The sequence below is a fragment of the Polyangium mundeleinium genome (assembly GCF_028369105.1).
GTDB classification, from domain to species: domain Bacteria; phylum Myxococcota_A; class Polyangia; order Polyangiales; family Polyangiaceae; genus Polyangium; species Polyangium mundeleinium.
This window is the reverse complement of the sequence record NZ_JAQNDO010000001.1, coordinates 2,875,586-2,890,623: the sequence shown is the minus strand read 5'-3', so window position 1 is coordinate 2,890,623 and position 15,038 is coordinate 2,875,586. Positions and strand designations below refer to the sequence as shown.

The following is a 15,038-nucleotide window of genomic DNA, read 5'->3' as shown; positions in this document are numbered from 1 at the left end:
CGCGAAATGGATGGCACGTCGCGTAACGTTCGTGCTACCAGCTCTGCACGGGATTTCGCTTGCGCCCGCGCCATTTTCTCCCTTCGACCCTCTTCGTCCTGGCATCACTCGTCGTTTTGCCCGCGCGCGCGCACGACGAGGTCACGCCACCCGTGCCGAAGAGCCAGCCTTCGCCCACGTGGCCCAACGGGCGCGCCGAGGCGCACGACGTCATCGTCCCGCTTTTGATCACGGTCGGCCCCGACGGTCGCGCCATGGCGATCGAGGTCGAGGCGAGCGTCTCGCCGGCCTTCGACGCCGAGGCGATCCGCGCCGCGGCGCAGTGGACGTTCGCCCCCGCGCGCCAGGGCGGCACGGCCGTGAAGGCGCGGATCCGAATGATCGCCCGATTCGAGGGAGAGGCGGAGGTTCCCCCGGCCAAACCGGCGGACAAGCCCGTGCCCGGTCTGCTGGATCCACCCCCGCATTTGCATCCGCACCCGCCTCCGCCGCCACCGCCTCCGCCTCCGCCTCCGATTGCCGTGACCGTTCGTGGCGAGGGACCGCCGCGCAGCGCCTCCGAAATCGTTCAGAAACGTGACGTCCTCGCGGCGGCCCCGCACCGCACGGCGAGTGATCTTCTGCGCGTCGTTCCCGGCGTCTTCACCACGCAGCACGGCGGTCAGGGCAAGGCGCATCAAATCTTTTTGCGCGGCTTCGACGCGGCGCACGGGCAGGACATCGAACTCCGCGTCGCGGGGGCGCCCGTGAACGAGGTCTCGAATGTCCACGGCCAGGGGTATGCCGACCTGCATTTCGTGATGCCCGAGGTCGTGAAGAGCGTCCGCGCCAAGGCCGGGCCCTACGACCCGAGGCAGGGCGATTTCGCGGTCGCGGGGACCATCGAAATGGACCTCGGCCTCGCCGAGACGGGTTTTACCGCGTCCCTCGGCCTCGGCACCTACGGCGAGCGACGCCTCTTCCTCGCCTATCGGCCCGCGGGCACGACCGAAGCGACGTTCGGGGCCTTCGAGGCGCAAAGCACCGACGGATTCGGCCCTTCTCGCGCCGCGCGCCGCGCCTCGGCAATCGCCCAGCACGTCTTTCCCCTCGGCGCGAACCTCTCGGCCCGCGTCATGGCCTCGGCCTATGCAGCGCGCTTCTCCTCGGCGGGCGTCCTCCGCCTGGACGACGTCGACCGTGGCCTCGTCGATCGATTCGCGACCTACGACGCGCGCCAGGGCGGTGATTCGACCCGTCTCCAGGTCGTGCTCTCCCTCGACCACGACGACGAAGACGGCAAAGCGCGCTTCTCCTTCACGCCCTACTTCACCCTGCGGGGCCTCCGGCTCCGCGCCAACTACACGGGGTTCCTCCTCGACCCGATCGACGGCGACTCGCAGCAGCAGAGCAACGAGGCGACGACGGTTGGCGTGTCCACCCATTACCACCGCAAGACGCCGTTCTTCTCCCCGGAAGACGCCCTCGAAATTGGCGTTCAGGCCCGCGGCGACCTGATCGAGCAATCCCAGCGCCGGCTCTCGGTCATCACGGATCGCGTGATGGACACCCTCGTCGACGCCCACGTCCGCGCGGCCGACGTCGCCGGCTACATCGACGCCTCGCTCCGGCCGCTCCGCCGCGTGGTGATCCGCGGCGGCGTGCGCGTGGACGGGCTCTTTTATGGCGTCACGGACCTCGCATCGGGCGAGGGCGCGGGAGCGGCGCGCGCGGCCATGGGTGCGCGCGTGGGAGGAAAAGCGACCGTCGACGTCACCTTACTCCCGGGACTGCACGCGGTCGCGAGTTATGGCGACGGCTTTCGCTCTCCCCAGGCCCGGACCCTCGGCGACGGCGAACGCACGCCCTTCACCACCGTGCGTTCCTTCGAAGCCGGCGTCCGTTATGCCGACGGCGAGCGCACGCGGGCAAACCTCGCCGTCTTTCACACCCGCCTCTCCGACGACCTCGTCTTCGACGAGAAGGCCACCGCCTACGAGCGGGTCTCGGCCACGCAGCGCACGGGCTTTGCGCTCGATTTCGTCCTTCGCCCGCGCTCGTGGATCGTCGAGAGCGGCAGCGTCACATATACCCGCGCATCCTTCACGGCGGGCCCTGAGATCGACACGCTCGTCCCCTACACGCCCCAGCTCGTCGCGCGCACCGACGTCGCGCTCACGCCTCGCCTCGCCCGCCTCTTCGGCCGTGATCTCGTGGGCAAGATCGGCGTGGGCCTCGCCTACCTCGGCGTCCGGCCCCTGCGCTTCGCCGAGTTTGGCCGGGACATCTTCCTCGCCGACGCCACGCTCGGCGCCAGGCTGCGCGAGGTCGAAATCGAAATCGATGTCTACAACCTGCTCGACGCGAAATGGTACGACGGCCAGTTCACCTACGCGTCGAGCTTCACGCGCGGCGCGGCGCTCTCGCTCGTGCCGCTCAACCACGTGACGGTGGGCGCGCCGCTCACCTTGATGGGCACCTTGTCCCTCCACATCTAGCAGCGAGGAACACATGAAACGCTCGATGGTTCGTCTGGGCCTCTCCTCCGCCGCCGGTGTTTTCCTGGTCGGCCTCTCCCTCGCCGCGGGCGCCCTTGCCTCCGCCTGCGGACCCGCCGAGACCACGAGCGGCAAGCGCGTCGCCTTGCAGACGCGTATCGTCGCCGACGACGGGATCGACGCGCCGTTCGTCAATGCCTACGGCTGGTCGATCCGCCTCTCGCTCGCCTCCGTCTCCATCGGCCCCCTCTATTACTTCAATGGTGCGCCGATCTTCTCGGCCTCCGCCACGCCCCTGCCCCCACGCGACCGCTTCGCGCGATTCCTCGGCCTCGGCCTGGCCCACGCACACCCTGGCCATTACCAGGCCGGCGACGCGATGGGCCAGGTGCTCGTTTCGTCCTCGGTCGACCTCGCGCAAGGCCCCGCGGCTCTCCCGCCCGGCGATGGCGTGACGGGCCTGTATCGCTCCGGGCGCTTCTCGTATGAGCCCGCGCCCGTGGGCGACGCGAAGGACACGCTCGCGGGGCACGTCGTCGTGCTCGAAGGCGAGGCGCAAAAGGAGACGATGAAACGAATCTTCCGCGTCGAGGCCGACGCCGCCGACATCCTCGACGCGTATGGCGAGCCGCGCCTCGAAGGGTGCGCCTTCGAGGGCGCGCCCGACGTGCAGGACGATGGCACGATCACGATCCACGTGGCGCCGAGCCTATGGCTCGATCAGGCCGAATTCGACGAGATACCGGAGAGCACGGACGGTTCGCCCGTGGTCGTGCCGCGGGACGGCCAGACCTTCCGCGCCATCACGCGCGGCTTCAAGAAGGGAGCCGCCGTGACCTTCGCGTATTCGACACCTTGAGGAGAAAACACATGAAGAGCCTGTTTGGAAGGACGTACCTTTGCCTCGCCGCCGCGCTCCTCGCCGGCTGCGGCGCCGACGAGACCGCGGGCACGGGGGACGTAGTGTTCACGACCTGGGGTGAGGGGTACATCGAGGAGGAGATCCCAGCGTCCGCATTCGAAGACGGCTGGGCGATCAAATTCTCGAAGTTTCTCGTCGTTCTCGGCGGCGTGCGCATCGCCGACGATTCCGGCGCCCCTGGCTTCGAGGTCACCACCACGAAGCTCGTCGATCACGTAGCCCCGGGGGTCAAGCCGCTCGCCACGTTCGCGAATCTCGAGCCCAAGCCCTGGACGAAGGTGAGCTTCGAGATTCGCCCCGCGGGGGGCGATACCGAGCTCGGCGACGGCGCGACCGCAGCCGACCTCGACGCGATGAAGCAAGGCAAATACGCCATCTGGGCCGAGGGCGAGGCCACGCAAGGCGCCGTGAAAAAGACGTTCCGCTGGGGCTTCGGCGTGCCCACGGCATACACCGATTGCAGAGGCGAGAAAGACGGCCGCGAGACGGTCGGCGTCCTCGTCACGAACGGCGGCACCGACAACGTCGAGATCACGATCCACGGCGATCACCTGTTCTACGACGACCTGCAATCGCCGAACGCGAAGCTGCGCTTCAACGCCCTCGCCTCGGCGGACACGGACAACGACGGCGAGGTCACGCTCGCCGAGCTCACCGCCAAAAAACTCGTGGACATCGATCCCGCCGACGGTGCTTATGGCACGGGTGCGGTCGACGTGAACGACCTCGGCGCGTTCGTCACGGACCTCTCCCGCACGGTGGGGCATTTCCGCGGCGAAGGGGAGTGCATCGCGACGGATCCGAAATGACCCTTTCCTCCTGACGGAAAAGGTCACCCCCGCGACCACGGAGTGACGATTTTCGTCACCGACCCTTTGACGCATCCCGGCATACGCCGGTCCCTCCGCTCCGCTTTTTTGCATCAAAGCCCAGGATCCAGGACGAGGTGTGCATGGCACGTCACGTGCTTCACGCGCGCTCCCCAGGGGAGCGAAGAACATGAAGCGGCGGAGGGAAAGGCGAGGCTTCACCCTGGTCGAGCTGATGATCGTGGTCGCCATCGTCGGCGTCCTGGCAGCGCTCGCCATGTTCGGTGTGCGGCGTTATCTCGCCGCGGCGAAGGTCAGCGAGGCCAAGCAGACCATCGGCGGCATTGCGCGTGGCATTGCGATGCTCACCGAACGCTCGGTAAAGAGCGAGGTCCTTCCCCTCGGCGGCCTCTCGGAGTCGAGCCTCACGACCTGGTGCCCCGAATGCGGCGGCACCATGCTCTGCGTCACGCCGCAGAGCGTCCCCGCGGCCCGGAAATACCAGCCCGAAAACTTGAACGGCAAGGACTTCGACCAGTGTTGCTGGCGCTGCGTCCGTTTCGGCCTCGATGACCCCACGTATTACCAGTATCGGTATTCCGTGGGTCAGGCGTATCTCGGCCCGCCCCTCGGCGGGCCCGACCCCGGCGCCTCGGGCGTCGAGGTCGCCGCCGTGGGCGACCTCGACGGCGACACGTCCGTGAGCACTTTGACCCTCACCGGAATGCGCGACGCCCCCACGGGCCAGTTCCGCTTCTCCACGCAGGTCTTCGTGTCGAACGAGCACGAGTGAGGGTCACGCCGCCCGCGGCGTCTCCACCTCCACCGGCCAGGCCGCCGCGGGCGCCGCACGCAGCGCAATCGCGAGCACCTCGTCGAGCGTCTCGACGAAGTGGAAATGCAACGACCGCAGCACCTCCTCCGGGAGATCTTCGAGCTCGGCCTCGTTGTCCCGCGGCAGGATGATCTCCGGAATGGCCGCCCTGTGCGCGCCGAGCACCTTTTCCTTCACGCCGCCGATCGGCAAGACCCGCCCGCGCAGCGTGATTTCCCCGGTCATCGCGACGTCCCGCCGGACCCGTTTGCCCGAGAGCGCCGAGACGATCGCTGTCGCCATCGTCACGCCCGCGCTCGGCCCGTCCTTCGGAATCGCGCCGGCGGGCACGTGGACGTGGATGTCCCGTCCCTCCAGCCGCTCGCGCGGCACGCCAAGCGCCGCGCCGTGCTCACGCGCATACGTCAGCGCCGCGCGCCCGCTCTCTTTCATGACGTCGCCGAGCTGCCCCGTCAGCACGAGCTCGCCCTTGCCAGGCACGATGCTCGCCTCGACGTGCATGATGTCGCCCCCCTCCTGCGTGTAATACATGCCCGTGGCGACGCCGAGCTCGTCTCGATCGAGCGCGGTCGTGGGCCGCATCCGCGGGCGCCGGAGGAGCGCCCGGACGTCCGCCACCGTGTCGACCCGCACCCGCTGCGCCGCGCCCGTCGCAATCCGATGGGCCGCTTTCCGCGCCAGCGAGCCAATGGCCCGTTCGAGCTGCCGCACGCCCGCCTCGTGCGTGTAGCTCGTGATGACGTCGAGCAGCGCCACGTCCGACACGACGAGCTGCTCCTCTTCGAGCGCGCACTCGCGTCGCTGCCGCGGCAAGAGATATCGCCGGGCGATCTCGAGCTTTTCGATCTCCGTGTATCCGGGAAACGTGATCGTCTCCATGCGATCGAGCAGCGGCGCCGGGATGCCCTCGCGCAGGTTCGCCGTGCACACGAACAGCACCTCCGAGAGGTCGAAGGGCAAACCCAGGTAATGGTCGACGAACGTCACGTTCTGCGCCGGATCGAGCACCTCGAGGAGCGCCGCCGCCGGATCGCCCTGGTACGAGACGCCGAGTTTGTCGATCTCGTCCAGCGTGAAGACGGGGTTTTTCGAGCCCACACGCCGCATGCCTTGCAGGATGCGGCCGGGCATCGCGCCGACGTACGTGCGCCGGTGCCCGCGGATGTCGGCCTCGTCGCGCGCGCCGCCGAGCGAGACGCGGATGTATTTGCGCCCCATCGCCCGCGCAATGCTCTCCGCGATGCTCGTCTTTCCCGTGCCGGGCGGCCCGAGGAAGAGCAGGATCGGCCCGCGCGCGGCCCGCTGCGCCCGCTCGGGCGCCGAGATGTGTCCCTTCAGGCGCAATTTGATCACGCTGAGCAGCTCGAGCACCCGGTCCTTCACGTCGCCGAGGCCGTAATGGTCTTCGTCGAGGATCCGCCGGGCCATTTCGAGATCGACGTGGTCGTCCGTCCGCCGGCTCCACGGCAAATCGCCGACCCATTCGAGCCAGCTCGTCACGACCTGCGCCTCGGGCGAGGTCTCGCGGCTCATCCGGCGCAGCCGCCCGAGCTCGCGGCGCACCTCCTCGCGCACCTCGATCGGCAGGTCCGCCGCGTCGATCTTCTTCTCCAGCCGATCCGCGATGCCCGCCTCGTCCTCCTCGCCGAGCTCTTTCTGGATCGCCTTGAGCTGCTCGCGCAGGTAAAGCTCCCGCTGCCGCTCGCCGAGCTCCTCCTGCACCGTCGTCCGGATCTTCTCCTGCGTCTCGGCGATCCCGATCTGCCGGTGCAAATGCACGGTGAGCGCGCGCAGCCGCTCCACGGTCCGGAGCGTCTCCAAGAGCCCCTGTTTCTCGGCCACCGGGAGGTCGAGGTAAAATGCGACGTGGTTCGCGAGCGCGCTCGGATCCTCGACGCCGCCGAGGAACTGCTCGAGCGCTTCCTTCGGCGCGCCGCGACGCTTACCGTACTCGATCGCCCGCTCGCGCACCTCACGGGCGAGCGCGAGCACGACGGCCTCCTCGCCCGGTCGCCGAGGCAGATCCGCAAGCTCCACACAAGCCGCGCGCAGGATCCCGTCCTCGGTGACGTAACGCAGCGCCGTGGCACGGCGCTCGCACTGCAAGACGAGCGAGAGCCCCGTCCCCAGCCGCTGGACCTGGGCGATCCGCCCGATCACGCCGACCGCGAACAGACTGCTCTCCGTCGGCTCCTCGGAGGTGTCACGCTGGGCGACGGCGAAGACACGCTTGTCCTCCCCGTCGGCGCGGAGCGCTATCTCGACCGCTCGCAGGGTCTTCAGCCTTCCTGCGGTGATCGGCGTCGCGAGACCGGGAAACAGCACGGTGTCGCGCAGCGGTAGGACGGGCAAGGTGAACCGTTCGGCCATCATTTCCCCCGGTATTCGGTGGTCCAAGCGATGTCTGCGAGGGCCGTGCCATCGGGGACGTCACCGATCGTCCACCGAGAAGCACACCTACGCACCCCCGCCGCGCGCCCGCACGCCGCGCGAAGCACGGACCGGGCGCACGGTCGCGGGCAGACGGTGATAGGGTTCGTCCCGCCATGTCCATCGAGATTCGCCTTCTCGGCCCCGAACATGCGGACGAGTTTGCCCACCCCATCCGGACCGCCTTTGGTCTCCCGCCCTCCCCGGAGCGCGTGGAACGATCCCGAAAACTGACGGAGCTCGTCACGCGGATCGGAGCCTATGACGGAAGCACGATCGTCGGCAGCGCCGGGGCGTTCGCCTTCGACTTCACCACGCCGGGCGGCGGTACGGTCCCGACCTCGGGCCTGACGATGGTCGCGGTGATGCCGACGCACCGGAGGCAAGGCATCCTGCGCAAGCTCATCGAGCGGCAGTTCGCGGACGCGCGGGAGCGCGGGCAGCCCCTCGCGGCATTATGGGCGACCGAAGCGTCGATCTACGGCCGTTTCGGGTATGGACTTGCGGCCTTCGCGGGCGACGTGTCGATCGAGCGTGACCGCTCGGCATTCGTTGGCTCGCCCGTTCCTTTCGAGGCGCGCTTCGTGACCGAGGCGGAGGCGCTCGAACGGATCCCGCCGATCTACGAACGCGCGCGCCGCGCCGCGCCGTGTATGCCCTCGCGCTCGCCCATGTGGTGGAGCACGCGGAGGCTGCTCGACGCGGAATCGATGCGGGCCGGCTCGGGGCCGCTCCAGCGCGTGGTGTTTCAGATCGACGGCCGCGACGAGGGGTATGCGCTTTATCGCGTCCGCCTCGAAAACATGGAGCCGCAGATTCCGATCACCATCGTCACGGTGCAGGAGGCGATGGGCGCGACGCCCGCGGGCACGCGCGCCGTGTGGCGATACCTCTGCGACATCGACCTCGCGACGCGGATCAACGCCACGTGTTTGCCCCCGGATCACCCGCTCTTCCTCCTGCTCGCCGAGCCGAGGCGGCTGCATTACCGCACGTACGACTCGGTGTGGGTCCGCCTCGTGGACGTGCCCGCGGCGCTCGCGGCGCGCAGGTATGGCGCGGAGGGCACGATCGTGATCGAAGTCGACGATCCTGTTTGCCCATGGAACACGGGTCGATATCGGCTCGACGCGGGCACCTCGCACGCGACGCGGACCGAGGAGCCTTGTGATTTGCGGGTCTCGGCCGCGGCGCTCGGCTCGGCGTACCTCGGTGGGTTTTCGTTCTCGCGCCTCGCGGAGGTCGGCGGCGTCGAGGCGAGGACCGAGGGCGCGCTCGAGCGCGCCGATCGGATGTTCGTCGCGCCGCGCCACCCGTATTGCCCCGAAATTTTCTGATTACTGCTGCATTCCCGGCGGCGGCCCCGGCGGCCTGGGGCCCCGGGGGCCCGGAGGCCGGAGCCCCTTGGGCAAACGTGGCCTCGGCCCTTCCTCCGGGTTTCCATTCAGCGGTCCCCGGCGCGAGCCTTTCCTCACGCCCTCTTCGTTCGGGTCCTCGGCGCGGGACATCGGCGCCTCGTCCTCGGCCTCGCCCTCGCCGCCGCCGGCCCGATCCTCGGCCTCGGCCGTCTTGTCGTCGGCATCGGCGTCGAACGCGAGCCGCTGCGAGAGCGGCATCTCGGGCAGCTCGACCAGCGCGCCGTCCGCGAGGAACGGCAGGATGTTGATGTACGCGTTCATCGCGTGACAAACCGAGTCTGTCCGGACGTACCGTTCCCGCACGCTCCAGAACACGCCGCCCGCGGCGGCCTTCGGGTTCTTCACCACGAAATCGTTCTCGGGGCCGTAGGTGTATTGCATGATCTGCCGGACGGCGGCGACCACGGCGTCCTTGTAGCCATCGCAGTTCTCCTTGCCCTTGTCCCGGCAGAACAGGAACACCTCGCTCATGACCTCGGCGAGCCAGCCCGTGCCGCTGCTCGAAAGCGAGCCCTTCCAGCGCCCGTGCCGGTAGGCGTCCTCGGCCCGCTTCCACTGCCGCCCGAGGAGATCACGCGAGCAACGGAAGACCAAGTCCTCGATGCGTTTGTCGCCGGTGGACTTGGCGAAATCGAGCAGCGAGAGGACGAGCCACGAGCTCGAGATCGGGTTCGGCTTGCGGTACTCGTCGCCGACGTAGCAGCCGTTTTTTTCGACCTTCTGCGCGAGGAACATCGCCGTCGTCGCGGCGGCGTCGAGGTACTTCGTGTCCTTCGTCGCGCGGTGCAGACGCGAGAGCGCCGAGAGGACCTGCCCGGTATAAAGTGTCGACTCCTTCGCCTGCACCGCCCACGGCCCGCCCTCGTGCTGGCTCAACGACGCGCGCACCGCGCCCGTGGGGAGCTGCATCGAAATGAGCCAATCCCCGGCTTTGCGGGCGGCGTCCATGTACTTCGCTTCCTTCGTCAGCGCGTGCAGCTCGAGCAACGTGAAGATCGTCTTCGACGTCGTGCCGACGACCAGCTTTCGCTCGGGTCTGCCGCGCTTGAGGTCGAGCGTGTAGAAGAACCCGCCCGCGGTGTGATCGCGCTCGTCGCGGCTCTGCATCGAAAGGAGGAATTCGGCCGCGCTCTTCGTCTGGTCGAGCAGGCTCTTGTCCTTCTTCATCGCGTGGAGCTTGAGCAGCGTGAAGCCCGTCGAGGCCGTGTAAATGGTGTGGAGCTCAGGCTCGAAGGTGTCGGCCGGGGCGTAATAGTACTTGTGCGCTCCCTTGTGCTCGGCGTCGAGCACGCGCAGGAGATACGCCTGCCCTTCGTCGATACGCTTCGTGAGCAGCGCTTTGTCGAACGAGCGGAGCGGGACGAGGCCGTGATCGAGCTCGAGCCCCTTGCCCTCGTGTTCGAGGATCGACATGCCGTGATCCGGCAGTTCGATGGCGAGCCGTGTCGTGCCGAGCGCGTCCTTCGTCCCGCCGCCTGCCGCGACGGCGCGCCGCGTGGCTTCCTTGAGCGCCACGCAGAGAGACGCATCCGAGGATTCCCCGCGCGCCACCTGCACGCCTTCGCGATATCCCCACACGACCGCGCGGAATGTTTTCGAGGACGTCACGGGGATGTCACATGCGACGGTCTCGCCTTCCTTTTCGACCGCCGCGATCTTTCTCGCGAAGCCGAGCACGCGATCCCGAAAGACCTGGTTGTCGAGGGGCGCGCCCGTATTGTCGGGGCCCGTGATCTTCGGGTCCGGCACCTTCGGCAGGTTCTCGGTGATCTTCGCGTCGAAGCGTTCGTCATGCAGGTCCGGCCCGCGGACGCGCGCCTTCTTCTTGTCGGGCGCCGGCGCCGCGCTCACCGCGCCGCTCGGGGCCGGCGATGCCTCGCTCCCCTTCGCGCCGTCGCGCTGGCAGCCCGCTGCGCCGAACCATGACAGTGCCGCCGCAGAAGCAAGCGCCGAAAACCAGGCGATCGAAATGAGGCTTTTTTGCCGCATGGATTGGTCCTGAAGAGAACTCCGACCCTTACCAAGGATCGCGGACCTGCGCAAGGCAGCACGAATTCGTCGCAGGCGCTCCCACCTCCCCCCGGGACGGAGCCGCCGACCGTCGCAGCTGGCGTTTCGCGCTCGTACGAACAGACGAGATTTTGCCATTGACGCAGCGCACGCCCTCCTGTGCGACATGTATGCACATAGGCGCGCAAAAGAGCGGCACGTGGGCGCCTTGACACCCCCCGGACGCGTCGGTTAGGTAGGAAGACTTTTATTCCTTCATCTTGTGTGAAGGACGAAGGGAGCGACTCGATGCGCAGCTTTTTGAATCGTGGTCCCACGGCACGAACGGCGGGTCTCTTGACCGCGCTCTTGTTCGTGGCTGGGCAAGGATGCGCCACGAATACGGGCGACGGGGAAGAGAATACGGCCGAGAGCAAGGAGGCCGCAAAGGGACCGACCTCGTTCCTGTCGGCCGATCGGCCGAACTACCAGTTCACGTGGGGCGAAGAGGAGGAAGAAGAGGAGGAGGAAGAAGAGGAGGAGGAGGAAGAGGAGCAGGAGCTCGAGGAGGGCGACATCTTCCGTGTCATGAACAATGGCACCCTCCTGAACCTCAACTGGTATCGCGGCCTGCAGGTGATCGACGTCAGTGACGTGTCCGAGCCCAAGATCGTCGGCCAGCTCCAGGTGGGCGGCTCGCCGGTCGAGATGTACGTCGACGGGACACGCGCGATCATCTTGATGAACGACTGGTACGGCTACAAGGGCAGGCCGAACAGCCTCGAGGTCGACAGCACCTCGGGCAGCACCGTCATGCTCGTCGACATCTCGACTCCGTCGAAGCCCGTGGTGCTCTCACAGTACGCCGTGCCGGGCTACATCCAGACGAGCCGTTACGCGAACGGCGCGACGCAGGACGCGCTCTTCGTCGCCTCGAGCTACTATAACTGGTTCATCAACGATCAGGGCTACTGGGAGTGGATCCTCGGCAGCACCGTGAAGAGCTTCGACGTCGGCCAGACGGCCATGACGGAGAAGAGCGAGCTGCCCCTCGGCGGCTACGTCTCGGCCATCCACGCGGAGAACGAGGTGCTCCTCGTGGCGCGCGAGAAGGACTGGTGGTCATCGCACCAGAGCGACGTCGCGGTCATCGACATCTCCGACAACAGCGGCACGATGGTCAAGCGCGACGAGGTGACGGTCAACGGCTACGTCCGGTCGCAATTCCACATGGACTACCGGAACGATCAGCTCCGGATCTTCTCGGGCCCGCAATGGGGCTGGGGCCAGCATAGCTACCTCCAGACGTTCGACGCGACGAACCTCGACAACGTCACGCCGATCGACACGGTGCCCTTCGGCGCGGACATGAACCTCTTCGCCGCGGTCTTCCTCGACGATCGGGCGTTCGCCGTGACGTACCGGAATTACGATCCGTTCCACGCCTTCTCGATCGATCCGAACGGCCACGCCGTGGAGAAGAGCGAGTTCATCGTCTCCGGCTGGAACGACTTCTTCCGGCCCGCGTTCGACAACACGCGCCTCGTCGGCATCGGTGTCGACGATCAGAACGGCCGCAAGCTCGCCGTCAGCCTCTACAACATCACGGACCTCGAAAACCCGAACCCGCTGGTCGCGCGTGAAGAGGTGCAGGGCGAGGACCACGGCTGGAACTGGTCCGAGGCGAACTGGGATCACCGCGCGTTCAGCGTGCTCCACAACGCGGTGAACGTGACGGCGCCGACGGGCGAGACCGAGACGGGCCTCGTGCTCCTGCCCTTCGCCGGCTACAAGTACGTGAACGGCTCCTATTCGTACGAGTCCGCCGTCCAGATCTTCACGTTCTCGCCGACGACGATCACGCGTCGCGGCCTCATGGACCATCCGGATTCGGTCCGCCGCACGTTCAAGCTCGACGCGACGAACGGGGCGAACCTGTCCGAGACGCAGCTCCGCATCTGGGATCAATCGAACCTCGACGCGCCCGAGAAGGTCGGCGAGCTCGGCGTGGCGCCGGATTACACGAAGGTCTGGGTGTACGACAATTACCGCGCGCGCCTGCGCGGCCCGGACAGCGACGATTACTGGTACTGGTACGATCAGAACGCGAAGGCGAAGATCGACATCATCCGGAACAACGAGCCCGTCGACACCGGCACGCCCGTGGCGACGATCGAGGTCCCGGCGAACGCGAGTTACTACCAGGTGGACGATCTGCTCGTCGCCGTCCATGGCAAGTGGGCCACCTGGCCGACCTTCGAGACGACCATCGAGGTCTGGGACCTCTCGAACCCGAAGAAGCCGGCCAAGGCGGGTCAGCTCGTCACGACGGAGCTGCCGTCCAATTACTACTACTACGGCGACTATTACGGTAGCGGCAACGTCGTCGGGAAGAAGTCGCTCGGGTTCGTCGAGACAAGCACCGTCCAGAGCGACCCAGTCGCGATGGAATATTGCTATGCGTACACGTACTACTGGTCGACGTCCTGCAGGGGCCAGGAGGGCTGCACGTACTTCACGGGCTCGCGCGACTGCCGGACGATCAACGGCCAGGCCGAGTACTGCAGCGGTGGCTTCGCGCAGTGCACCGATCACGCGAACGCGGAGACGACCTGCGTCCCGGCCGACTGGTCACAGGTAGAGGCACAGCAGCAGGGCTACTCGTATTGCTACGGGACCGAGTACGAGGCGGCGCTCTTCCGCACGAAGGCGCAGCTCAAGCTCGTGAATCTCTCGAACCCCAACCACCCGACGCTCCTCGCGCCGATCAACCTGACGCCCGGGCAGGACGAGGAGTTCGTCGCGGCGAGCGGACACGACGACGACATCTACGTCACCATCAAGAAACCGGCGTCCGTGCCCGGCGACGCGCGCACCTACGCGCGGTACTTCCTGAAGCAGATCGACCTGAAGAAGCCCGCGCAGCCGAAGGTCGAAGCCGGAATCAACGTGCCCGGCACGCTCCTCTCGAAGGACGGCTCGACGATCTTCACGCGGGACCCCGTCTGGGGCCAACAGGACATCATCGAGACCGCCGTCTCGAAGCTGAAGCTCCAGGGCAACAAGGCCGAACTCGAGAACAAGCACCATTTCGCGGACCGGTCCGTGAACGCGCTGTTCATCGACAAAGGTGGCAGGCCAGTCGTGTCGCACAACCTCGTGTGGGAGCCCTACAGCTACTACACGAGCCAGAATGACCGGTTCAGCATCCTCAAGCCGAAGAGCGGCAACAACAATACGTTCCAGGTCCTGTCGAACGTGAAGCGCCCGGCTGGCGCGAGCTTGATCAGCGTCGCCGAGCGCCGCGCGTTCTTCTCGCTGAACAGCGGCGTTCTCATGGCGGATCTGGACGATCCGACGACGCCGACGTCCACGGCATTCTTCCCGGGTCAGAACTGGTACTTCAGCGTCACGCCGGTCATCGACGACGACGAGGTGCTGATCCCGGCGGGTCGTTACGGCGTGCACGAGGCCGATCTCGACACGTACAACCTGCTGACGACCGGCAATTAATCCGTCCCGCCCAATACGGCGCTCGCGAGCCCGAAAGGGTTCGCGAGCGTCCCCCCCCACCGGGCGCCCCCCGGAGGCACCCCGACGTTGACACCCCCTGCCCCGTGGCCCCATGATGCGCCGCGACGCACTCCCCCATCCGTGCGTCAGGAATTGTATGAGCAAACGCAAAGAGCTGTCGTACAAATGGGTCATCATCGGCGGCGGCGTCATCATCTCGCTCTACTTCGTGATGCGCCTCCTGCTGCTCGGCGGGGTCGAGACCTCGATCGTCGCGAGCTTTGGCCCCGAGAAGGGCGGCCTCGTCCTCGCCGGCATCGTGGCGTTCGTCTCGTACTTCGTCGGCGGCATCCTCATCGGCATCTTCAGCCCCGGTGAGACGGTCAAGGAGCCCGCCCTCGCGACGTTCATGGCGATCCTGCCGAACGCCATGCACACGGTCCTCTGGCACCTCCAGTACAGCTATCCGCTCGGCGGCGCCCTGATCGGCCTCGCGACCACGTTCGTCATCGGCATCCTCATGGCCGTCGCAGGCGCATGGATCGGCGAGAAGGTCCAGGGCCGGACTGTCGAAAAGCTGCGCGAGGATGGCGAGCTCCCGCCGCCGAAACCCTCGAACGACAGCAACTGAGCGGCGCCTCTCGC

The 15,038-nt window shown here is 67.2% G+C and carries 9 protein-coding genes; 7 read left to right on the top strand and 2 right to left on the bottom strand.

The window, feature by feature from the left end; translation table 11 throughout:
• The first annotated feature begins 59 nt into the window (after window positions 1-59).
• The 4 genes from POL67_RS11755 (at window position 60) to POL67_RS11740 (ending at window position 5,001) form a co-directional block, all read left to right on the top strand.
• Window positions 60-2,477, top strand: coding sequence for a TonB-dependent receptor domain-containing protein (locus POL67_RS11755; RefSeq protein WP_271917357.1), 2,418 nt, complete (start codon window positions 60-62; stop codon window positions 2,475-2,477).
• Between the two features lie 13 nt (window positions 2,478-2,490).
• Window positions 2,491-3,336 (top strand): hypothetical protein, encoded by an 846-nt coding sequence (locus POL67_RS11750; RefSeq protein WP_271917356.1) that lies wholly within the window; start codon window positions 2,491-2,493, stop codon window positions 3,334-3,336.
• 11 nt (window positions 3,337-3,347) lie between these two features.
• On the top strand, window positions 3,348-4,208 hold the full coding sequence (locus tag POL67_RS11745; RefSeq protein WP_271917355.1) for a hypothetical protein: 861 nt from the start codon (window positions 3,348-3,350) through the stop codon (window positions 4,206-4,208).
• Window positions 4,209-4,398: 190 nt separating this feature from the next.
• Window positions 4,399-5,001: a type IV pilin protein gene (locus tag POL67_RS11740; RefSeq protein WP_271917354.1), complete on the top strand. Its 603-nt coding sequence runs from the start codon at window positions 4,399-4,401 to the stop codon at window positions 4,999-5,001.
• A gap of 3 nt (window positions 5,002-5,004) precedes the next feature.
• On the opposite strand, the gene lon is transcribed toward POL67_RS11740, so the two are convergent.
• The gene (lon, locus tag POL67_RS11735) at window positions 5,005-7,416 is read right to left on the bottom strand and encodes an endopeptidase La (protein ID WP_271917353.1); all 2,412 of its coding nucleotides are present in this window, start codon (window positions 7,414-7,416) and stop codon (window positions 5,005-5,007) included.
• 173 nt (window positions 7,417-7,589) lie between these two features.
• Between lon and POL67_RS11730 the strand changes: the two genes are divergently transcribed.
• On the top strand, window positions 7,590-8,810 hold the full coding sequence (locus POL67_RS11730; protein WP_271917352.1) for a GNAT family N-acetyltransferase: 1,221 nt from the start codon (window positions 7,590-7,592) through the stop codon (window positions 8,808-8,810).
• Here POL67_RS11730 and POL67_RS11725 read toward each other — a convergent pair whose 3' ends face one another.
• Window positions 8,811-10,880 carry a glycoside hydrolase family protein gene (locus POL67_RS11725; RefSeq protein WP_271917351.1) on the bottom strand — a complete coding sequence of 690 codons (2,070 nt, stop codon included), beginning with the start codon at window positions 10,878-10,880 and terminating at the stop codon, window positions 8,811-8,813.
• Window positions 10,881-11,189: 309 nt separating this feature from the next.
• On the opposite strand from POL67_RS11725, the gene POL67_RS11720 reads away from it, so the two are divergent.
• Both POL67_RS11720 and POL67_RS11715 read left to right on the top strand, forming a co-directional pair.
• Window positions 11,190-14,393, top strand: coding sequence for a beta-propeller domain-containing protein (locus tag POL67_RS11720; protein WP_271917350.1), 3,204 nt, complete (start codon window positions 11,190-11,192; stop codon window positions 14,391-14,393).
• Window positions 14,394-14,550: 157 nt separating this feature from the next.
• On the top strand, window positions 14,551-15,024 hold the full coding sequence (locus tag POL67_RS11715; protein ID WP_271917349.1) for a hypothetical protein: 474 nt from the start codon (window positions 14,551-14,553) through the stop codon (window positions 15,022-15,024).
• The last annotated feature ends 14 nt before the right edge of the window (window positions 15,025-15,038 follow it).